Raw genomic sequence first — 21,538 nt, forward strand, 5'->3', positions numbered from 1 at the left:
GCCTGGTTGTGGTTGTGGCGAGCGGGCTTGCCACAGTCCAGATAACTTCGCCGCCTTTATCCAGGTGAACTGCGGTGTCAGGTTTCAGGGCTGCTGCGCACCCCAGCGCGGGGCAAGCCCGCTCGCCACAGGTATCAGGCCACAGGCGCGGGTGGTGGCTCGTCCGGCAGGGTCGGTACGCCAGGTTCGGTAGGTTGTTCCGGGGTATCGGGGTCAGGCTGGCCAGGGATGCCGCCAGCGGCGGGGTCGGCCATCAAGGACCAGGCCAGAACACCAATCTGGTTGGGTTCAAGCCGGGCAAGTTCGGCGCTGATTCGCGGGTCGATCTTCATAGGGTACTCCTCAAGCGTGGCTCGGCGCGCTGTGCACGCGCCGAGGCAGTACACCCAATAGAGTGCCTGCCCGCTGACAAATTCCCTTGCTCTGTAAGACGTTTCGATCAGGTGCGTGGCAGAGTGACGCCGCGCTGGCCCTGGTACTTGCCGCCACGGTCCTTATAGGACACTTCGCACTCTTCATCGGACTCGAAGAACAGCATCTGCGCCACGCCTTCATTGGCGTAGATCTTGGCGGGCAAGGTGGTGGTGTTGGAGAACTCCAGGGTCACGTGGCCTTCCCATTCCGGCTCGAGCGGCGTCACGTTGACGATGATGCCGCAGCGCGCGTAGGTGCTCTTGCCCAGGCAGATGGTCAGGACATTACGCGGGATACGGAAAAACTCGACAGTGCGCGCCAGGGCGAAGGAGTTAGGCGGGATGATGCACACATCGCTCTTCACATCGACGAAGCTCTTTTCATCGAAGTTTTTCGGATCGACGGTGGCCGAGTTGATGTTGGTGAACACCTTGAATTCATCGGCGCAACGCACATCGTAGCCGTAGCTGGAAACCCCGAACGAAATCAGGCGTTCGGCGCCCTCACCGCGCATCTGGCGCTCGACGAAGGGTTCGATCATGCCGTGCTCTTGCGCCATGCGGCGAATCCACTTGTCCGATTTGATGCTCATGGCGGGTGTCCTGAATAGCGAGGTGGAAAATTCTGTTGGGCATCTTACCGGGGCTGGCCTCGCGGTTCAAAGGACGCGGGGGTTTTTCTTGATTAAGTTGAGCCGGATCACTGTCAACCGTGTGGGGCAAGCCCTGCCCCAGAATCAAAGGGCCTCAGGCCTGTAAAAGGCACCGCCAGTCACGAAAATAGAGAAACCTTCGGAAATACCATTGGCACGTTCCGGAAAAAGGGTTAAGGTGGCGCCACTGTGCTGCTTGTGTCACTGAGAATCTCTACACGATATGTTGAATTTCGATCCAACCATCTCCAAGAATTTTTCCTGCTCTTTGCACTCAGTCTCGGCCAGGGCTTTTCCTGAGTCGCAGTTAACTTTGTCCAAGGAGATACACCATGTCTAATCGCCAAACTGGTACCGTTAAGTGGTTCAACGATGAAAAAGGCTTCGGCTTCATCACTCCACAATCCGGTGACGACCTGTTCGTTCACTTCAAAGCTATCCAATCCGACGGCTTCAAAAGCCTGAAAGAAGGCCAACAGGTTTCTTTCATCGCTACCCGCGGTCAGAAAGGCATGCAAGCTGAAGAAGTTCAAGTTATCTAACTTGTACTGACTCAGTCGAAAGAACCCCGCCCTTAAAAGCGGGGTTTTTTTATGCCCGCCATTCGGTCGTTATGGTCGAGCACAAAAAAATGTGGGAGCGGGCTTGCCCGCGAATGCAGTGGATCAGTCGGTACATCTGTCGACTGATACTGCGCATTCGCGAGCAAGCCCGCTCCCACATTGGCTCAAGCGTCGTTATTGAAACAACGACTCGCTCGACAGACCATTCTTCTCCAGGATCTCCCGCAAGCGCTTGAGACCCTCCACCTGGATCTGCCGCACCCGCTCACGGGTCAAGCCGATTTCCAGGCCTACATCTTCCAGGGTGCTGCTTTCATGGCCACGCAGGCCAAAGCGGCGAATCACCACCTCACGCTGCTTGTCCGTCAACTCTGAAAGCCATTGGTCGATGCTCTGTGACAAGTCATCGTCCTGCAACAGCTCGCACGGATCCGTTGGCCGGTCATCCGTCAGGGTGTCCAGCAGGGTTTTATCCGAGTCCGGACCCAGCGAGACATCGACCGAAGACACACGCTCATTAAGACCCAGCATGCGTTTGACCTCTCCCACCGGTTTTTCCAGCAGGTTGGCGATCTCTTCAGGCGAAGGTTCATGATCAAGTTTCTGGGTGAGTTCACGTGCCGCCCGCAGGTACACGTTCAGCTCCTTGACGACATGAATCGGCAGCCGGATGGTCCGGGTCTGATTCATGATTGCACGCTCGATGGTCTGGCGAATCCACCACGTAGCGTAGGTCGAGAAGCGAAAACCGCGCTCTGGGTCGAACTTCTCCACGGCCCGGATCAGACCGAGGTTGCCTTCTTCGATCAGGTCCAACAGGGACAGCCCACGATTGACGTAGCGTCGGGCGATTTTCACCACCAGGCGCAGGTTGCTTTCAATCATGCGTTTGCGCCCAGCCGGATCACCCTTTTGCGACAGTCGCGCAAAATGGACTTCTTCTTCGGGAGTGAGCAAGGGGGAAAAGCCGATTTCATTGAGGTACAACTGGGTAGCATCAAGCGCCCGGGTGTAATCAATATACTTATGCTGTTTTAACGCTGTGGAGTTTTTGGACTTGGTACGAACTGAAGGTACAGCGGGTCCCTCATTCGACATCGATTCCGTAGCGATGCCGGTCTCCATAAGGAGAACCTCATCGTCGATGTCAAACTCCGGCGCTTCTTTACTGAGAGCCATTGTTATAGTCCTTTGGTGAGTTCGACCTCAAGCTCAAGCGACGCCTTTATCCTTGGCAACGCTGGAGCCTGTTCCTTCTACGTGAGGGAACAGGCTGACAACACATCAACGCCGGGGTAGGAATTGCAGTGGATCTACAGGTTTACCCTGGCGGCGAATCTCAAAGTGCAGTTTCACCCGGTCTGTACCAGTCGACCCCATTTCGGCAATTGTCTGTCCGACTTTGACCTGCTGCCCCTCCCGAACCAACAACCTGCGGTTATGACCGTAGGCACTGACGTAGGTATCGCTGTGTTTGATGATGACCAATTCGCCGTAGCCCCGTAAACCACTCCCGGCGTATACAACGGTCCCATCAGACGCAGCTAAAACAGGCTGTCCCAAATCCCCGGCGATATCAATGCCTTTATTCAAACTACCGTTTGAAGAGAATTTTCCAATCAGGATGCCATTTGAGGGCCATCCCCAACCGGTCGGCGCAGGTCCCGCAGGTGGCAACGGCGCGGGTGCCGGCTTGCTCGCAACCTTAGGCGCAACGGTGCCTGCAGGCCGGGTGAAGACCGTAGTCTTGCTGGAAGAAGAGGCCGAGGAACCGGATTTTGTCACAACTGCCGTGGGTGCCGAACCCGTGCGTCCATCGAAACGGATGGTCTGCCCCGGATGTATCGTATAGGGCACAGGAATATTGTTACGCGCTGCGAGCGCCTTGTAGTCCCAGCCATAACGGAAGGCGATCGAGAACATCGTATCACCCTTGCGCACCACGTATTGCCCGGTGGTCACCGTAGGCCGTTGCGGTGCTGCGCTATTGCGGTCGACAACCCGCGCGCTGCTACCTGTGCTGGAGCAGGCAGCCAGCAAGGAACTCAAGACAAGGCCAATCACCAGTCGCTGAAAGCTCGTTTTACTCATACGCTGCGCAATGACTGTGAGACTCACCCGCCGCTCCCTTTGTGGTGGCTGAAACATGAACGCCTGTATCAGGCTTGAAATATGTCGCAAGTATAACTGGCTGCCAGACTTTAACCGGCAACAAGGTAGAAACGAAAAATTCATCTCGTTTATAAACTACCCAACTTGATGTTGACTCAATGAACCCCGCTGTAAGACACATACCCAGCAATAGAATTCAGTGCGCCGTGACAAATGATCAGGCCAACGGCCCATTAAGTAACGGAACGAAACGCACCGCTCCCAGGACATGCCGGGAAAAACCTTCTTCTTCGCGCACGATCAACATCAACTGCTGCACTTCGCCCGAGCCCACCGGTATCACCAGGCGCCCACCCGGTGCCAGTTGATCGAGGAGTGCCTGGGGCACATCGGTGGCGACGGCCGTCACGATGATGCCGTTGTAGGGCGCCAATGCCGGCCAGCCTTCCCAGCCATCCCCCCAGCGAAACACAACGTTGCGCAGGTTCAGCTCCACCAGGCGCTCCTTGGCCCGGTCCTGCAAGACCTTGATCCGCTCGACGGAAAACACCCGCTCGACCAATTGCGAGAGCACGGCCGTCTGGTACCCGGACCCCGTACCAATCTCCAGCACTTTGTCCAAAGGACCCGCAGCCAACAGCAACTCGCTCATCCGCGCCACCATATAGGGCTGGGAGATGGTCTGGTTGTGGCCAATGGGCAACGCCGTATCTTCGTAGGCACGATGGGCCAGCGCCTCATCGACAAACAGGTGGCGCGGTGTACGGCGGATGACTTCCAGCACCTGGGCGTTGGACAGGCCCTCTTCGTAAAGCCGCTGGATCAAACGCTCACGGGTGCGCTGGGAGGTCATGCCGATGCCACGGCGCAACAGGTCGTCCTGTTCACGAGCCATCAGCGCAGCCCCTCCAACCAGGGATCGAGCCCACCGAAGGCATCATTGAATGTGCGATCAAGTTGTAACGGGGTAATCGAAACATAACCTTGCATCACCGCATGAAAGTCCGTGCCCGGTCCGCCATCCTCGGCGTCGCCCGCTGCGGCAATCCAGTAGCCTTCCCTGCCACGGGGATCGACCACTTTCAACGGTGCCGCCGCGCGCGCGCGATGGCCCAGGCGGGTCAACTGGATACCGCGAATATGGTCCAGGGGCAGATTGGGGATATTGACGTTGAGCACCGTACGCGGCGGCAGCACCAGCGTGCCGTGGGCCTCGACCAGCTTGCGCGCAAAATACGCAGCGGTCGCCAGGTTATCCACCTGCCGCGACGCCAGCGAAAAAGCGAAAGCCGTGCGCCCCAGGAAGCGCCCTTCAAGGGCCGCCGCCACAGTGCCGGAGTACAACACGTCATCGCCCAGGTTGGCGCCCAGGTTGATCCCGGAAACCACCAGGTCCGGCTCATCGGCCAGCAAGCTGTTGATCGCCAGGTGCACGCAATCGGTCGGCGTGCCATTGACGCTGATAAAGCCGTTGGCCAGCGTCTGCGGGTGCAAGGGACGGTCGAGCGTCAGCGAACTGCTGGCGCCGCTTTTGTCCTGGTCGGGGGCAACCACCACGCACTCGGCGTAATCCGCCAGCGCAGCATGAAGCGCGGCAAGGCCGGGTGCGGTGACCCCGTCGTCGTTAGATATCAGAATACGCATGGGCTGTCCGTCTGCCCCACCGGCACCAGATCAACAAGCTCGCGCACCAAGACAGTGGCGAAGCATCCGGCCGGCAGGACGAATTCCAATTGCAGAATGTCAGTCTCGGGATAATGCCACGTCAACCCGCCAATGGGCAGTCGCAGAATGCGACGTTCCTGGCTCATGCCGGCTTTGGCCAGCCAATCGCACAGGTCCGCCTCGCTCGCAGCAACCGCTTGTTCCAGTGCATGGGTGGCGCCAGTGGCGGGCGAATCGCCTTCACCCCATTGCGGGCCGGTGGGATGCAGGTCGAGGATCGCCAGGCGTGGATCGCTGCACTCCGCCTCCCCCGCCGGGAAAAAGCTGCGACTATCGGTGAATGCCAGCAGGTCACCGACCTGGGCCCGCTGCCACGAACCATCGGCAACCCGTGCCGCCAACACTTTATTGAACACAAAACTGCGCGCCGTCGACAGCAGGCGCGAACGCACATTACGTTGCTCCGGCAGCGCCTTGCGGGCCGCCCAGTCGCGGGCATCGACGACATTGCCGCCGTTGTGGCCAAAGCGCTGGGAGCCGAAATAATTGGGAATCCCGTGCTTGGCGATCAATTGCAGGCGCGCATCGATAGCAGCCTGGTCGCCCGCCAGTTGGGTCAGGCGCAGGGTGAAACCGTTGGCCGAATGTGCACCACGCTGCAACTTGCGTTTGTGGCGAGCGGTCTTGAGAATCTTCAGGGTGTCGTTTTGCGCCGCGCTCAAGTCGGGATCGGCCTTGCCCGGTAACTGCACGCTGAACCACTGGCGCGTCAGCGCCTGGCGATCCTTGAGGCCGGCATAGCTGACAGTGCGCAACGGCACACCGGCCGCCTTGGCAATGCGCCGCGCAGCCTCTTCAGTGTTCAGCCCGCGCTTTTCGACCCACAACCACAGGTGCTCACCCTCGCCAGTCAGCGGGATATCCAGCACTTCATCCACCTGGAAATCTTCGGCCGTGGCCTTGAGCGCCGCGCTGCCCAGTGCCTCGCCATAGGCCCTAGGGCCCAACAATTGCAGGTCGTTCATGCGCGCAACAACAAGGCGACGGAGTGCACCGCGATGCCCTCTTCACGACCCGTAAACCCGAGCTTTTCGGTAGTGGTGGCTTTCACGTTAACTTGATCCAGTTCTATTTGCAGGTCGGCGGCAATCACGGCGCGCATCGATTCGATATGCGGCGCCATCTTTGGCGCCTGGGCAACGATGGTGTTATCGACATTGCCGACCTTCCAGCCTTTGGCATGGATCAGGCCGACCACATGCCGCAGCAGCACGCGGCTGTCCGCGCCCTTGAAAGTGGGGTCGGTGTCCGGAAAGTGTTTGCCGATATCCCCCAACGCCGCTGCGCCGAGCAAGGCATCGCTCAAGGCATGCAGCACAACGTCGCCGTCGGAATGAGCCAGCAACCCATGGTGGTGCGCAATGCGCACGCCGCCCAGGGTGATGAAGTCGCCTTCGGCGAAACGGTGCACATCATAGCCGTGGCCAATACGCATAAAAAAACGCCCCGATTTAATTCAGGGCGTGATTCTACCTACTTTTGCCGGACATTAACCGAGCAAAGCACGTCCATGATGACGCAAGTGGTCCTCGATGAAGCTGGCGATAAAGAAGTAGCTGTGGTCATAGCCCGGTTGCAGGCGCAGCTCCAGCGGATGGCCCGCCGCCTTGGCAGCCTGCAACAAGGCCTCGGGCTTGAGTTGGGTGGCCAGGAAGTCGTCGCGATCGCCCTGATCCACCAGCAATGGCAGCTTTTGCGAGGCTTCGCTGATCAGCACGCAGGCGTCCCATTCGCGCCACTTGGAGCGCTCTTCCCCCAGGTAGCGAGAAAAGGCTTTTTGGCCCCAAGGGCAATCCATCGGATTATTGATGGGCGAAAAGGCCGACACCGACTGATAGCGCCCCGGATTGCGCAAGGCACACACCAACGCACCGTGCCCGCCCATGGAGTGGCCACTGATGCCGCGCTTGTCGCAAGCCGGGAAATGCGCTTCAACCAACGCCGGCAATTCCTGCACGACATAGTCGTGCATCCGATAATGCTTGCTCCAAGGTTCCTGCGTGGCATTCAGGTAGAACCCGGCACCCAGGCCAAAGTCCCAGGCGTTGTCCGGATCCCCCGGCACACCCGGCCCACGAGGGCTGGTATCCGGCGCGACGATGATCATTCCCAGCTCGGCCGCCACACGATGCGCGCCAGCCTTCTGCATGAAGTTTTCATCGGTACAGGTCAGCCCCGACAGCCAGTACAACACCGGCAGCTTGCCGCCCTGCTCCGCCTGGGGCGGCAGGTAGACGGCGAAGGTCATGTCGCAGTCCAGCACCTCGGAATGATGCTTGTAACGCTTGTGCCAGCCGCCGAAGCTCTTCTGGCATGACAGGTTTTCCAGACTCATGGCCGACCTCAGAAATGGATGACGGTGCGAATGCTCTTGCCTTCATGCATCAGGTCGAAAGCCTTGTTGATATCTTCCAGGCCCATGGTGTGGGTGATGAAGGTATCCAGGGGGATTTCGCCGGTCTGGGCCATTTCCACGTAGCTTGGCAACTCGCTGCGGCCACGCACGCCACCGAATGCCGAACCGCGCCAGACGCGGCCGGTCACCAGTTGGAACGGACGGGTGGCAATTTCCTGACCAGCACCGGCGACACCGATGATCACCGACTCGCCCCAGCCTTTGTGGCAGCACTCAAGCGCTGCGCGCATCAGTTGCACATTGCCAATGCACTCGAAGGAAAAGTCCACGCCGCCGTCGGTCAAATCGACAATCACATCCTGAATCGGGCGATCGTAGTCTTTCGGGTTGATGCAATCGGTGGCGCCCAGTTGCTTGGCAATCTCGAACTTGGCCGGGTTGATATCGATGGCGATGATACGACCGGCCTTGGCTTTCACCGCGCCGATCACAGCCGATAAGCCAATCCCGCCCAGGCCGAAGATGGCAACGGTATCGCCCGGCTTGACCTTGGCGGTGTTGATCACTGCACCGATGCCAGTGGTAACGCCACAACCCAGCAGGCAGACTTTTTCCAGCGGAGCTTCTTTAGGAATCTTGGCCACGGAGATTTCCGGCAGCACGGTGTACTCGGAAAAGGTCGAAGTCCCCATGTAGTGGAAAATCGGCTGACCCTTGTAGGAAAAACGCGTGGTGCCGTCCGGCATCAGACCTTTGCCCTGGGTTGCGCGGATGGCCTGGCACAGGTTGGTCTTGCCCGACAGACAGAATTTGCACTTGCCACATTCCGGGGTGTACAGCGGGATCACGTGGTCACCCACCGCTACCGAGGTCACACCCTCGCCAATGGCTTCGACCACTGCGCCGCCTTCGTGGCCCAGGATCGACGGGAAAATACCTTCAGGATCGGCGCCCGACAGGGTGTAGGCATCGGTATGGCAAACCCCGGAAGCGACCACACGCAGCAGGACTTCGCCAGCCTTGGGCATGGCCACATCCACTTCCACGATCTCCAGCGGTTTCTTGGCTTCAAAGGCGACAGCGGCGCGTGACTTGATCATCCGGGTTTCTCCAGGGGCTTGAAAAGTGAGACGGGCAGTGTAAAACATGGCCCACTGATTAATAATCCAGGCAAAAGCAAAACATTATTGCCATACAGGGACAATCTGCATGCTGGAGAACCGCTGGGAAGGCATCGATGAATTCGTCGCCGTGGCCGAATGCAGCCAATTCACCGCCGCGGCAGAACGCCTTGGAGTGTCTTCGTCGCATATCAGCCGCCAGGTGGCACGCCTGGAGGAGCGCCTGCAAACCCGCTTGCTCTATCGCAGTACCCGGCGGGTGACGCTGACCGAGGCCGGCCAGACCTTCCTCCAGCATTGCCAGCGCCTGCAAGACGGGCGTGAAGAAGCCTTGCGCGCCGTGGGCGACCTGACCAGCGAGCCCAAGGGCATGTTGCGCATGACCTGCGCGGTGGCCTATGGCGAACGTTTTATCGTGCCACTGGTTACACGCTTCATGGGGCTGTATCCGCAATTGCGGGTGGATATCGAACTGAGCAACCGCCCGCTCGACCTGGTGCATGAAGGCCTGGACCTGGCGATTCGCCTGGGGCGCCTGCAGGACTCGCGAATGGTCGCCAGCCGCCTGGCACCGCGGCGCATGTATCTGTGCGCGTCGCCGTCGTACTTGGAAAGGTATGGACGCCCACATAGCTTGTCGGAACTGAGCCGGCATAACTGCCTGATCGGCAGCTCGGATATTTGGCAATTGGCCCAGGATGGACGCGAATTCTCCCAAAGGGTGCAGGGAAACTGGCGCTGCAACAGTGGGCAGGCAGTGCTGGATGCGGCGTTGCAGGGGGTGGGGTTGTGTCAGTTGCCGGATTATTACGTGCTGGAGCACTTGCACAACGGGGCGCTGGTTTCGCTGCTTGAGGCCCATCAACCGCCAAATACCGCAGTGTGGGCGCTGTATCCGCAGCAGCGGCATTTGTCGCCGAAGGTGCGCAAGTTGGTGGATTACCTGAAGGAAGGGCTGGCTGGGCGGCCGGAGTATGGTGGGTGATCTGGAGTGTCAGGCCCGGCCTCATCGCAGGCAAGCCAGCTCCCACACTTGGCCGCATATACCTGCTGGAATGCGGTCAAGTGTGGGAGCTGGCTTGCCTGCGATAGAGTCAACTCGGTGTAACTGATTAGCTACGATTGGCCCATCGCAACCTGAGCCACTCCAGGTCCTCTGGCCGGGTCACCTTGATATTGTCCGCGCGCCCTTCCACCAGACGCGGCGCCTGGCCGGACCATTCCATGGCCGAGGCTTCGTCGGTGATAACTGCGTCGGCCACCAGGCTATCGGCCAAGGCACGATGCAGCGCACCCAGGCGGAACATTTGCGGCGTGTAGGCTTGCCAGATCAGGCTGCGGTCAATGGTTTCCACGACCCGCCCGTGCTTGTCGACACGCTTGAGGGTGTCGCGGGCCGGCACAGCCAGCAAGCCGCCTACAGGGTCGTGCGCCAACTCCGCCAACAACGTGTCGAGGTCCTCGCGGCTCAGGTTCGGCCGTGCGGCATCGTGCACCAGCACCCAGTCGTCATCGCTGGCGCCCAAGGCATTGAGTTGCAGCAACGCATTGAGTACTGAGCCTGAACGCTGCGAACCACCGTCCGCGCGCTGGATGCGCGGGTCGCCAGCACACGCCAGGCTTGGCCAATAAGGATCATCCACAGCCAGACTGACCACCAGCCCCTTGAGGCTCGGATGATCGAGGAAACAGCCCAGGCTGTGTTCAAGAATAGTGCGCCCGCCCAACTGCAGATACTGCTTGGGACGGTCTGCGGCCATACGGGCACCGACGCCCGCGGCAGGAATCACGGCCCAGAAGGCCGGCAAACAGGAACTCATTGGGCCAACTGGTAGAGGGTTTCGCCCTCCTTGACCATGCCCAATTCATGACGAGCCCGCTCTTCGACGGTCTCCATGCCTTTTTTCAACTCAAGCACTTCGGCATCGAGTACACGGTTGCGCTCCAGCAACACCTCGTTCTCAGCGTGCTGCGCGGCAATTTGCTGGGTCAGGTCGGTTACCTGCGCCAGGCTGCCATTGCCCACCCAAAGGCGGTACTGCAGGCCAGCCAGCAGCAAGAGCAAGACGAGGAACAACCAATTGGGACTGCGCATCGAATATCGGGTATCCAGTGAAAAAAGACAGCCATGCAAAACTTTTGAAGCAACTGATAGCACGAAGCCTGGAAGAACCAGGCTTGTGCTTGATAGGCATCAGATTAGTGCGCAAATTCACTCTTCAGCGAGTTTTCCGACACAATCCGTTGTCTTTTTACCATCAACTACTCAGCCGCGAAACTCACCGCGACCGTTGTATTTGGCTTTACCGCCCAATTGCTCTTCGATACGCAGCAGTTGGTTGTACTTGGAAACGCGGTCGGAACGGCACAGGGAACCGGTTTTGATCTGGCCCGCCGAGGTACCCACGGCCAGGTCGGCAATGGTCGAGTCTTCGGTTTCGCCGGAGCGGTGCGAGATCACGGCGGTGTAGCCCGCGGCCTTGGCCATCTGGATAGCTTCCAGGGTTTCGGTCAGGGTGCCGATCTGGTTGAACTTGATCAGGATCGAGTTGGCGATCTTCTTGTCGATGCCTTCTTTCAGGATCTTGGTATTGGTCACGAACAGGTCGTCGCCAACCAGCTGGATCTTCTCGCCGATCTTGTCGGTGAGGATTTTCCAACCGTCCCAGTCGGACTCGTCCAAGCCGTCTTCGATCGAAATGATCGGGTAGCGTTGGGTCAGGCCCTTCAGGTATTCAGCGAAACCTTCGGAGTTGAACACCTGGCCTTCGCCAGACAGGTTGTACTTGCCATCTTCATAAAACTCGCTGGCCGCGCAGTCCAGGGCCAGGGTCACGTCGGTGCCCAGCTTGTAGCCAGCGTTGGCCACCGCTTCGGAGATCACTTTCAGTGCATCTTCGTTGGACGCCAGGTTCGGTGCGAAACCACCTTCGTCGCCCACAGCAGTGCTCAGGCCACGGGCCTTCAGCACAGCTTTGAGGTGATGGAAGATCTCGGTGCCCATGCGCAGGCCTTCGGAGAAGGTCTTGGCGCCGACTGGCTGCACCATGAATTCCTGGATATCGACGTTGTTGTCCGCGTGTTCGCCACCGTTGATGATGTTCATCATCGGCACCGGCATGGAGTACACGCCCGGAGTGCCGTTCAGGTTGGCAATGTGCGCGTACAGCGGCAGGTCTTGATCCTGTGCAGCGGCCTTGGCAGCCGCCAGGGATACGGCGAGGATCGCATTGGCGCCGAGGCTGCCTTTGTTTTCAGTGCCGTCGAGCTTGATCATCGCGTGGTCCAGGGCTTTCTGGTCCAGCGGGTCCTTGCCCAGCAACAGGTCGCGGATCGGACCGTTGATGTTGGCTACCGCCTTGAGGACACCCTTGCCCAGGTAACGGCTCTTGTCGCCATCACGCAGTTCCAGCGCTTCGCGCGAACCGGTGGAAGCACCGGACGGCGCGCAGGCGCTGCCGATGATACCGTTATCGAGAAGCACGTCGGCTTCGACGGTGGGGTTGCCACGGGAGTCGAGAACTTCACGACCTTTGATGTCGACGATTTTTGCCATTGTTGTAAACACTCCAAAGTTGACGAAAACGACGCAGCTGAAGGAAATCTTTTGACCGACCGCAAGGGTGGAACAACGGGGCAGGCTTGCAGGCGACAAGGCCCAGGCCCTGGGGCCTGAGCATAAAGCGCGGAAAGTTTACCGGAGAAACGCGGGTTACGCGGTCTCTACTGTCGGAAAACTCTTGACCAGTTCGTCCAATTGCTTGAGCTGGGCCAGGAATGGCTCCAACTTGTCCAGGCGCAGGGCACAAGGACCGTCGCACTTGGCGTTGTCCGGGTCCGGATGGGCTTCCAGGAACAGGCCAGCCAGGGACTGGCTGATACCGGCCTTGGCCAGGTCCAGCACCTGGGCACGTCGCCCACCGGCAGAATCTGCGCGACCACCGGGCATTTGCAGCGCGTGGGTCACGTCGAAGAATACCGGGTATTCGAACTGTTTCATGATGCCGAAACCGAGCATGTCCACCACGAGGTTGTTGTAGCCGAAGCTCGAACCACGCTCGCAGAGGATCAACTGGTCGTTACCCGCTTCCACGCACTTGTTCAGGATGTGTTTCATTTCCTGGGGCGCGAGGAACTGGGCTTTCTTGATATTGATCACAGCGCCGGTCTTGGCCATCGCGACCACCAGGTCGGTCTGGCGCGACAGGAAGGCCGGCAACTGGATGATGTCGCACACCTCGGCGACCACGGCCGCCTGCTCAGGCTCGTGGACGTCGGTGATGATCGGCACGCCGAAGGCTTGCTTGATGTCCTGGAAGATCCGCATGCCTTCTTCAAGGCCCGGGCCGCGATAGGAGGTCACGGACGAACGGTTGGCCTTGTCGAAGCTGGCCTTGAATACATAAGGGATACCCAGTTTCTCGGTAACCTTTACGTACTCTTCACAGACCTGCATCGCCATGTCGCGGCTTTCCAGCACGTTCATGCCGCCAAACAGCACCATGGGCTTGTCGTTGGCAATCTCGATGTCGCCTACGCGAATGATCTTCTGGGCCATCAGGTTTACGCCTTCTTCTGATGTTGCGTCAGTGCAGCCTTGACGAAACCGCTGAACAACGGGTGACCGTCGCGCGGGGTCGACGTGAACTCAGGGTGGAACTGGCAAGCGACGAACCATGGATGATCCGGGGCTTCGACCACTTCAACCAGCTTGCCGTCACCGGAGCGACCGGAGATTTTCAGGCCGGCTTCCTTGATCTGCGGCAGCAGGTTGTTGTTCACCTCATAACGATGACGGTGACGCTCGACAATCACGTCCTTGCCATAGCAGTCGTGCACCAGCGAACCGGACTCCAGCAGGCAATCCTGTGCGCCCAGACGCATGGTGCCGCCCAGGTCGGAGGTTTCGGTGCGGGTTTCGACAGCGCCGGTGGCATCTTCCCACTCGGTGATCAGGCCCACGACCGGGTGGCCGCTGGTGTGATCGAACTCGGTGGAGTTGGCGTCTTTCCAGCCCAGCACGTTACGGGCGAACTCGATAACGGCCACTTGCATGCCCAGGCAGATACCCAGGTACGGCACCTTGTTCTCGCGAGCGTACTGCACGGCAGTGATCTTGCCTTCCACGCCACGCAGGCCGAAACCGCCTGGTACGAGGATCGCGTCAACACCTTCGAGCAGGGCGGTGCCCTGGTTCTCGATATCTTCGGAATCGATGTAGCGCAGGTTGACCTTGGTCCGGTTGCTGATGCCCGCGTGGCTCATCGCTTCGATCAGCGACTTGTACGCGTCCAGCAGTTCCATGTACTTGCCGACCATGGCGATGGTCACTTCGTGCTCAGGGTTGAGCTTGGCGTCAACCACCGCTTCCCACTCGGACAAGTCCGCGCCGTTGCACTGCAGGCCGAAACGCTCGACCACAAAATCATCCAGGCCTTGGGAATGCAGGATGCCCGGGATCTTGTAGATGGTGTCGGCGTCTTCCAGGGCAATCACCGCACGCTCTTCAACGTTGGTGAACTGGGCGATCTTGCGACGCGAGGAAATGTCGATCGGGTGATCGGAGCGGCACACCAGCACGTCCGGCTGCAGGCCGATGGAACGCAGTTCCTTGACCGAATGCTGGGTTGGCTTGGTTTTGGTTTCGCCGGCAGTGGCGATGTACGGCACCAGCGTCAGGTGCATCAGCATCGCGCGCTTGGCGCCGACTTCGAAACGCAATTGGCGGATGGCTTCGAGGAACGGCTGGGATTCGATGTCACCCACGGTGCCACCGATCTCGACCATCGCCACGTCGGCATCGCCCGCACCCTTGATGATGCGGCGCTTGATTTCGTCGGTGATGTGCGGGATCACCTGGATGGTTGCACCCAGGTAGTCACCACGGCGCTCTTTGCGCAGCACGTGCTCGTAGACACGGCCAGTGGTGAAGTTGTTGTTCTGGGTCATGGTCGTGCGGATGAACCGCTCGTAGTGGCCCAGGTCCAGGTCGGTCTCGGCGCCGTCATGGGTGACGAACACTTCACCGTGCTGGAACGGGCTCATGGTGCCCGGGTCGACGTTGATGTACGGGTCCAGCTTGAGCATGGTGACCTTAAGTCCCCGCGCCTCCAGGATGGCCGCCAACGAAGCGGAGGCAATGCCTTTCCCCAATGAAGAAACAACACCGCCCGTGACGAATATGTAGCGCGTCATGAAAAACCCTAGAAGTCTGCGTTAAAGCGGTCGGAGCCGCCGGGGAAAGCGAAGGAAGGCCGAAGCCCCCGATCACCTGCATTAATCACAGTGCACCTTTCAAAAAAACCGCCGCGTTGTGACAGACCAGCAATGGAACACCGGTACGTTGATCGCTACACATTTTTTGGAATCGCCCAGCAAAGACTGCTTGGTAATCGGCAACGACTGTGTTTCAGGAGAATCCACAGAAGTTGTATCAAGAAGGGAGCGTAGTCTACCGGAAAGGCGCTATCAGCTCAAACCTTGATCGCAGGTTGGTGGCGCCCAATGTAATTGCCAGTCATCCCCCTGCCCTGTCGAGGCCCTCGCCAGGTTGGCCACGGCCAGTAGCCGGGAGCCCTGGTACAGCAGCGGCAATCTGCCACGGATAAAACCCGGCACCGCACTTTCGTTGAGCAAACGCTTGAGGTCACGCCGGCCACGACCTGACACTTCCATGACTTCACCGCCCTGGCGGTAGCCGATGCTCAAAGGGCCTTCAGGGGCATTTGCGCTGAAATACAGCTGGCCGTTGCCAGGTAACTGTAGTGGGTTTTGCGGGTGTGGCCAGCTTAGCGCAGTGTCGGAAAATTCCGACCAAGCGGTAGGCACCCACCAGATGCGATCGTTGCAACGGTGCAATTGGCCGTCGGCCAAACGCCAAACCGGCTGTGCGTCAGCCTTGGCATCACGCAGGGTATTCCAGCCGACCCAGTGCTCGCTGTCGGGCAAGGGCGTCAGGGGCGCCAGCCAGTAACGCAGGGCATTGCGCTGCCGGGCGTCGGAAAGATCACGTAACGGCGCAAGCGCCAACGAGGGCAGCGCCAGCCAGGGAAATGCCGATGGCAACTGGGCGGCCTGCACATCCAATTGCGCCAGCTCATCGAGCAACCCTTGGGCCTGCGCCAGATGCCCTGCGGTCCGCGCCAGGGTATTTACCGCTTGGGGCCAGCGCGCAGTGAGCTGCGGGAACACTTGATGACGCAGATAATTGCGGGAGAAACGTGAGTCACCGTTGGACGGGTCTTCGATCCAGCTCAGTTGCTGTTCGCGAGCGTAGGTTTCCAGCTCGGCCCGCGGCACGTCCAGCAGCGGCCGCGCCAGCCAGCCTTCGCCCAAGGGACGCTGTACTGGCATGCCAGTGAGGCCCCGCACCCCGGCGCCCCGCAGCAGGCGGAACAACAGGGTTTCGGCCTGATCATCACGGTGCTGGCCTGTGAGCAGCAATTCCCCTGGAGCGATCGCTTCGGCAAACGCCTGGTAGCGCGCATCACGGGCCGCACGCTCGAGGCTTGCACCTGCCTGCACTTGCACAGGCATGATCCGCAGCGACACACCTGCGGCATCACAGACCGCCTGACAATGCGTTGGCCACGCGTCAGCCGCAGCCTGGAGGCCATGGTGAACGTGGATCGCCTGCAGGGGCGGCAGGGACTGGTTTTTTGCCAGATCGGCGAGAAGGTGCAGCAGGACCGTAGAGTCGAGCCCGCCGGAGAAAGCGATATGCCAGGCCGAGGCGTTGCGCCACGGGGCGAGGGTTTGCAGAAGTTTGGCGGTTAGAGTTGGTTTCATCGCACGTTACCGCCACAAAACTGGAATACGTTAACCAAGCATATACAAAGCAAATGTGGGAGCGGGCTTGCCCGCGATAGCGGTGTACCAGTCAACCAATCTGGCACTGACACATTGCTATCGCGAGCAAGCCCGCTCCCACATGGGTAACGCAGTGGCTTAGAGACCGTAGCTCATCAGGCGTTCGTAACGACGGGCCAGTAGTGCCTCGTTGTCGAACTTCTTGAGCATGTCCAGTTGCGCACAGAGCTCAGCGCGGATGGTGGCCGACGCAGCAGCCGGGTCGCGATGGGCGCCGCCCAGGGGCTCGGCGATTACTTTGTCGACAATGCCCAGGCCTTTGAGGCGATCAGCGGTGATACCCATGGCTTCGGCAGCATCCGGAGCCTTTTCTGCGGTTTTCCACAGGATCGAGGCGCAACCTTCCGGTGAGATCACCGCGTAGGTGGAATACTGCAGCATGTTCAATTGGTCGCAGACGCCAATGGCCAACGCACCGCCGGAACCGCCTTCACCAATCACGGTCGCGATGATCGGGGTTTTCAGGCGTGCCATCACCCGCAGGTTCCAGGCAATCGCTTCGCTCTGGTTGCGCTCTTCAGCGTCGATGCCTGGGTAGGCACCCGGGGTGTCGATAAAGGTCAGGATCGGCATCTTGAAGCGTTCAGCCATCTCCATCAGGCGGCAAGCCTTGCGGTAGCCTTCTGGACGCGGCATACCGAAGTTGCGACGCACTTTCTCGCGCACTTCGCGGCCTTTCTGGTGACCGATCACCATTACGGGCTGGTCGTCGAGGCGGGCAATACCGCCGACAATCGCCGCGTCATCGGAGAAGTGACGGTCGCCGTGCAACTCGTCAAACTCGGTGAAGATGTGATCGATGTAGTCCAGGGTATACGGACGGCGTGGGTGGCGGGCCAGGCGCGCGATCTGCCAGCTGGTCAGCTTGCCGAAGATGTCTTCGGTGAGCGTCTTGCTCTTGTCTTGCAGGCGGGAGATTTCATCGCCGATATTCAGCGAATTGTCATTGCCGACCAGGCGCAGCTCTTCGATCTTGGCTTGCAGGTCAGCGATCGGCTGTTCGAAATCAAGAAAATTCGGGTTCATAAGCGTCCGTCTTGGGTCGACGGCCAGGGAGTGCCTGGCCAGCCGGTTGTCTATTCGCGCCCTACCTTAAGGGAGAGGCGCGTCAAGGTCGAGATTAAATGTTGAGTCGAGGTCAGGGGTACAAGGGCAGCCCTGACCGTCAACGGTATTGGAGGAAGACGTTGTCACGCCCGAACTGGTCACGCAATGCTTGAATCAAGCCATCAGCCGGGTCAATTCGCCACGTCTCGCCGAACTGCAACATCGCCTTGGCGTCGTTGCCGGTGTACTCCATGGTCACCGGGCACGCGCCACGGTGACGCTTGAGCAGATCCCCCAGCCAGCGTAGCTGATCGCCCTTGAGCGCCTCGGTTTTGACCTTCAGGCGCAGGCTTTCGGCCAGGTTGGTACGGGCATCTTCCATGCTCATCACCCGCTTGATCCGCAGGCGCAGGCCGCCGGAGAAGTCATCGTTGCTGACCTCCCCTTCCACCACCACCATCGCGTCGGTCTGCAACAGCGACTGCGCGGAGTGGAAGGCGTCGGCAAACAGCGACGCTTCGATACGCCCGGAGCGGTCGTCGAGGGTGATGAAACCCATCTTGTCGCCCTTTTTGTTCTTCATCACTCGCAAGGCAATGATCATCCCGGCGACAGTCTGGGTATCGCGCGCCGGCTTCAGGTCGATGATGCGCTGGCGGGCAAATCGGCGGATCTCGCCTTCATATTCATCAATCGGGTGACCGGTGAGGTACAGGCCCAGTGTGTCTTTTTCACCCTTGAGCCGCTCCTTGAGGGTCAGCTCCTTGGCCTTGCGGTGGTTGGCATACACATCGGCGTCTTCTTCGACGAACAGCCCGCCAAACAGGTCGGCATGCCCACTGTCGTGGGTCCGGGCAGTTTGTTCGGCAGCCTTGATCGCTTCTTCCATGGCGGTCAGCAGTACCGCGCGATTACGGTCGATATTGGCCTGGTAGGCCTTCGGCTCGTCATGGAAATACGGCCCGAGGCGGTCAAGTGCACCGCTGCGGATCAGGCCATCGAGGGTACGTTTGTTGATGCGTTTGAGGTCGACCCGAGCGCAGAAGTCGAACAGATCCTTGAAAGGACCGTCCTGGCGCGCCTCGGTGATCGCCTCGACCGGGCCCTCGCCCACGCCTTTGATCGCGCCCAGGCCGTAGATGATGCGGCCTTCGTCGTTCACGGTGAACTTGAACTCCGAGGCGTTCACGTCCGGCGCGTCGAGACGCAGCTTCATGGTCCGCACTTCTTCGATCAAGGTCACGACCTTGTCGGTGTTGTGCATATCCGCCGAAAGCACCGCCGCCATGAACGGCGCCGGGTAGTGGGCTTTCAGCCAGGCAGTCTGGTATGACACCAGGCCGTAGGCGGCGGAGTGGGATTTGTTGAAGCCATAACCGGCGAATTTTTCCACCAGGTCAAAGATGTTACCGGCAAGGTCAGCGTCGATATTGTTGGTGGCGCAACCTTCAATGAAACCGCCGCGCTGCTTGGCCATTTCCTCGGGCTTTTTCTTACCCATGGCGCGACGCAGCATGTCTGCACCGCCGAGGGTGTAGCCGGCCATGACCTGGGCGATCTGCATCACCTGTTCCTGATACAGGATGATGCCGTAGGTCGGTGCCAGTACTGGCTTGAGGCCCTCGTACTGGTAATCGGAGTGCGGGTAGGCCAGTTCGGCGCGCCCGTGCTTCCGGTTGATAAAGTCGTCAACCATGCCCGATTGCAGCGGGCCCGGACGGAACAGGGCCACCAGTGCGATCAAGTCTTCCAGGCAGTCGGGCTTGAGCTTTTTGATCAGCTCCTTCATGCCGCGGGACTCAAGCTGGAACACCGCGGTGGTCTCGGCCTTTTGCAGCAGGGCGTAGGTCGGCTTGTCGTCCAGCGGGATAAAGGCGATATCCAGCGGTGCCTCATCGACCTTGGCCCGCTCGCGGTTGATGGTCTTGAGCGCCCAATCGATGATCGTCAGGGTCCGCAGGCCGAGGAAGTCGAACTTCACCAGGCCGGCCGCCTCGACGTCATCCTTGTCGAACTGGGTTACCAGGCCACCGCCCTCTTCGTCGCAATAGATCGGCGAAAAGTCTGTGAGTTTGGTCGGAGCGATTACCACACCACCGGCGTGCTTGCCGACGTTACGCACCACGCCTTCAAGCTTGCGGGCCATGTCCCAGATTTCGGCAGCTTCTTCATCGACCTTGATGAAGTCACGCAGGATTTCTTCCTGTTCGTAGGCCTTTTCCAGGGTCATGCCGACTTCGAAAGGAATCATCTTCGACAGACGATCCGCCAGGCCGTAGGACTTGCCCTGCACCCGTGCCACGTCGCGGATTACCGCCTTGGCAGCCATGGAACCGAAGGTAATGATCTGGCTTACCGCGTTGCGACCGTATTTTTCGGCCACATATTCGATAACCCGGTCGCGACCATCCATGCAGAAGTCGACGTCGAAGTCGGGCATCGATACCCGTTCCGGGTTCAGGAACCGTTCGAACAGCAGGTCATATTCCAGCGGATCGAGGTCGGTGATCTTCTGCACATAGGCCACCAGCGACCCGGCACCCGACCCCCGGCCAGGCCCCACCGGCACGCCGTTGCTTTTGGCCCACTGGATAAAGTCCATTACGATCAGGAAGTAACCGGGGAACCCCATCTGGATGATGATATCCAGCTCGAAATTCAGCCGGTCGACATACACCTGGCGCTTGGCTTCGTAATCCTCAGTCGTGTCTTTGGGCAGCAGAACGGATAGACGCTCTTCCAGGCCATCAAAGGACACCTTGCGGAAATACTCATCGATGGTCATGCCATCGGGAATCGGGAAGTTGGGCAGGAAGTGCTTGCCCAGCTTCACTTCAATGTTGCAGCGCTTGGCAATTTCGACGGAGTTTTCCAGCGCCTCGGGCAGGTCACTGAACAGCTCGGCCATTTCCTCGGCACTCTTGAGGTATTGCTCTTCGCTGTAGTTTTTCGAGCGACGCGGATCGTCCAGCGCCCGCCCTTCACCGATGCACACGCGGGTTTCGTGGGCCTCGAAGTCTTCCTTCTTGATAAAGCGCACATCGTTGGTAGCCACCAGCGGTGCACCCAGCTTTTCGGCCAGGGCCACGGCGGCATGCAAGTGCTCTTCGTCGTTGGGGCGGTTGGTACGCTGCACTTCCAGATAGAAGCGACCAGGGAAGACCTGCATCCACTCGCTCGCCAGCACTTGTGCCTCGTGCGGATTACCGCCGAGCAGCGCGATCCCGATCTCGCCCTCTTTAGCCGCCGATAGCATGATCAGGCCTTCGCTGGCCTCGGCGACCCATTCGCGCTCGATGATGATCGAGCCATTGCGCTGGCCGTCGATGAAACCACGGGAAATCAGTTCAGTCAGGTTGCGATAGCCCACGCCATTCATCGCCAACAGGCTGATACGGCTCAGGGCGTTGTCCGGATCTTTGTTGGACAGCCACAAGTCGGCGCCGCAGATCGGCTTGATCCCGGCGCCCATGGCATTCTTGTAGAACTTGACCAGGGAACACATGTTGTTCTGGTCAGTGACCGCAACGGCAGGCATGTTCATGCCCACCAGGGTTTTGACCAGCGGTTTGATCCGTACCAGGCCGTCGACCAGGGAGTATTCAGTGTGCAGGCGCAGGTGAACGAATGAAGCCGGCATAGTGATCCTGTCTAGATACGTGTGAAAACAACAAGGCCC

20 protein-coding genes are annotated in these 21,538 nt (G+C 59.5%); 2 read left to right on the plus strand and 18 right to left on the minus strand.

Annotated features, from left to right (window positions below):
* Positions 1-134: 134 nt before the first annotated feature.
* Positions 135-332: a hypothetical protein gene (locus tag HKK57_RS03665; protein WP_029297182.1), complete on the minus strand. Its 198-nt coding sequence runs from the start codon at positions 330-332 to the stop codon at positions 135-137.
* Between the two features lie 107 nt (positions 333-439).
* Positions 440-1,006 (minus strand): dCTP deaminase, encoded by a 567-nt coding sequence (gene dcd, locus HKK57_RS03670; RefSeq protein ID WP_003219273.1) that lies wholly within the window; start codon positions 1,004-1,006, stop codon positions 440-442.
* 392 nt (positions 1,007-1,398) lie between these two features.
* Between dcd and HKK57_RS03675 the strand changes: the two genes are divergently transcribed.
* Positions 1,399-1,608, plus strand: a complete 210-nt coding sequence (locus HKK57_RS03675; RefSeq protein WP_002554837.1) for a cold-shock protein — start codon at positions 1,399-1,401, stop codon at positions 1,606-1,608.
* A gap of 195 nt (positions 1,609-1,803) precedes the next feature.
* On the opposite strand, the gene rpoS is transcribed toward HKK57_RS03675, so the two are convergent.
* The 8 genes from rpoS to HKK57_RS03715 form a co-directional block, all read right to left on the minus strand.
* Positions 1,804-2,808, minus strand: coding sequence for an RNA polymerase sigma factor RpoS (gene rpoS, locus HKK57_RS03680; protein WP_025855149.1), 1,005 nt, complete (start codon positions 2,806-2,808; stop codon positions 1,804-1,806).
* A gap of 105 nt (positions 2,809-2,913) precedes the next feature.
* A complete protein-coding gene (locus HKK57_RS03685; protein WP_169389795.1) occupies positions 2,914-3,747 on the minus strand; it encodes a peptidoglycan DD-metalloendopeptidase family protein in 834 nt (277 codons plus the stop codon).
* A 211-nt stretch (positions 3,748-3,958) separates the two neighbouring features.
* Positions 3,959-4,594 carry a protein-L-isoaspartate(D-aspartate) O-methyltransferase gene (locus HKK57_RS03690; RefSeq protein ID WP_169865481.1) on the minus strand — a complete coding sequence of 212 codons (636 nt, stop codon included), beginning with the start codon at positions 4,592-4,594 and terminating at the stop codon, positions 3,959-3,961.
* Between the two features lie 41 nt (positions 4,595-4,635).
* A complete protein-coding gene (surE, locus tag HKK57_RS03695; RefSeq protein ID WP_029297237.1) occupies positions 4,636-5,385 on the minus strand; it encodes a 5'/3'-nucleotidase SurE in 750 nt (249 codons plus the stop codon).
* Positions 5,373-6,431, minus strand: coding sequence for a tRNA pseudouridine(13) synthase TruD (gene truD, locus HKK57_RS03700; RefSeq protein ID WP_104911724.1), 1,059 nt, complete (start codon positions 6,429-6,431; stop codon positions 5,373-5,375). The genes surE and truD overlap by 13 nt, the downstream gene beginning before the upstream one ends.
* Positions 6,428-6,901, minus strand: a complete 474-nt coding sequence (gene ispF / locus HKK57_RS03705; protein WP_029297241.1) for a 2-C-methyl-D-erythritol 2,4-cyclodiphosphate synthase — start codon at positions 6,899-6,901, stop codon at positions 6,428-6,430. The genes truD and ispF overlap by 4 nt, the downstream gene beginning before the upstream one ends.
* Before the next feature lie 54 nt (positions 6,902-6,955).
* Positions 6,956-7,801, minus strand: coding sequence for an S-formylglutathione hydrolase (gene fghA, locus HKK57_RS03710; protein WP_029297243.1), 846 nt, complete (start codon positions 7,799-7,801; stop codon positions 6,956-6,958).
* Between the two features lie 8 nt (positions 7,802-7,809).
* Entirely contained in the window at positions 7,810-8,922 is a 1,113-nt protein-coding gene (locus tag HKK57_RS03715; RefSeq protein ID WP_029297245.1) for an S-(hydroxymethyl)glutathione dehydrogenase/class III alcohol dehydrogenase, read from the minus strand.
* Positions 8,923-9,031: 109 nt separating this feature from the next.
* Here HKK57_RS03715 and HKK57_RS03720 point away from each other — a divergent pair, with 109 nt between their 5' ends.
* Positions 9,032-9,928: a LysR substrate-binding domain-containing protein gene (locus tag HKK57_RS03720; protein WP_029297247.1), complete on the plus strand. Its 897-nt coding sequence runs from the start codon at positions 9,032-9,034 to the stop codon at positions 9,926-9,928.
* A gap of 127 nt (positions 9,929-10,055) precedes the next feature.
* On the opposite strand, the gene ispD is transcribed toward HKK57_RS03720, so the two are convergent.
* The 8 genes from ispD to dnaE all read right to left on the minus strand — a co-directional run bounded on the left by ispD (position 10,056) and on the right by dnaE (position 21,499).
* A complete protein-coding gene (ispD, locus tag HKK57_RS03725) occupies positions 10,056-10,763 on the minus strand; it encodes a 2-C-methyl-D-erythritol 4-phosphate cytidylyltransferase (RefSeq protein WP_029297249.1) in 708 nt (235 codons plus the stop codon).
* Positions 10,760-11,038: a cell division protein FtsB gene (gene ftsB / locus HKK57_RS03730; RefSeq protein ID WP_029297251.1), complete on the minus strand. Its 279-nt coding sequence runs from the start codon at positions 11,036-11,038 to the stop codon at positions 10,760-10,762. Before ftsB ends, ispD begins: the two co-directional genes overlap by 4 nt.
* Positions 11,039-11,209: 171 nt before the next feature.
* Positions 11,210-12,499 carry a phosphopyruvate hydratase gene (gene eno / locus HKK57_RS03735; protein ID WP_029297253.1) on the minus strand — a complete coding sequence of 430 codons (1,290 nt, stop codon included), beginning with the start codon at positions 12,497-12,499 and terminating at the stop codon, positions 11,210-11,212.
* Positions 12,500-12,655: 156 nt separating this feature from the next.
* Entirely contained in the window at positions 12,656-13,501 is an 846-nt protein-coding gene (kdsA, locus tag HKK57_RS03740) for a 3-deoxy-8-phosphooctulonate synthase (protein WP_010212442.1), read from the minus strand.
* A gap of 5 nt (positions 13,502-13,506) precedes the next feature.
* Positions 13,507-15,138, minus strand: coding sequence for a CTP synthase (locus HKK57_RS03745; RefSeq protein ID WP_029297256.1), 1,632 nt, complete (start codon positions 15,136-15,138; stop codon positions 13,507-13,509).
* Between the two features lie 273 nt (positions 15,139-15,411).
* Positions 15,412-16,731, minus strand: coding sequence for a tRNA lysidine(34) synthetase TilS (tilS, locus tag HKK57_RS03750; protein WP_169389796.1), 1,320 nt, complete (start codon positions 16,729-16,731; stop codon positions 15,412-15,414).
* Between the two features lie 159 nt (positions 16,732-16,890).
* Positions 16,891-17,838 carry an acetyl-CoA carboxylase carboxyltransferase subunit alpha gene (locus HKK57_RS03755; RefSeq protein WP_029297260.1) on the minus strand — a complete coding sequence of 316 codons (948 nt, stop codon included), beginning with the start codon at positions 17,836-17,838 and terminating at the stop codon, positions 16,891-16,893.
* A 139-nt stretch (positions 17,839-17,977) separates the two neighbouring features.
* Positions 17,978-21,499, minus strand: coding sequence for a DNA polymerase III subunit alpha (gene dnaE, locus HKK57_RS03760; RefSeq protein WP_029297262.1), 3,522 nt, complete (start codon positions 21,497-21,499; stop codon positions 17,978-17,980).
* Positions 21,500-21,538: the final 39 nt, after the last annotated feature.

Origin of the sequence: Pseudomonas sp. ADAK21, from assembly GCF_012935735.1 — a bacterium.
GTDB lineage: Bacteria > Pseudomonadota > Gammaproteobacteria > Pseudomonadales > Pseudomonadaceae > Aquipseudomonas > Aquipseudomonas proteolytica.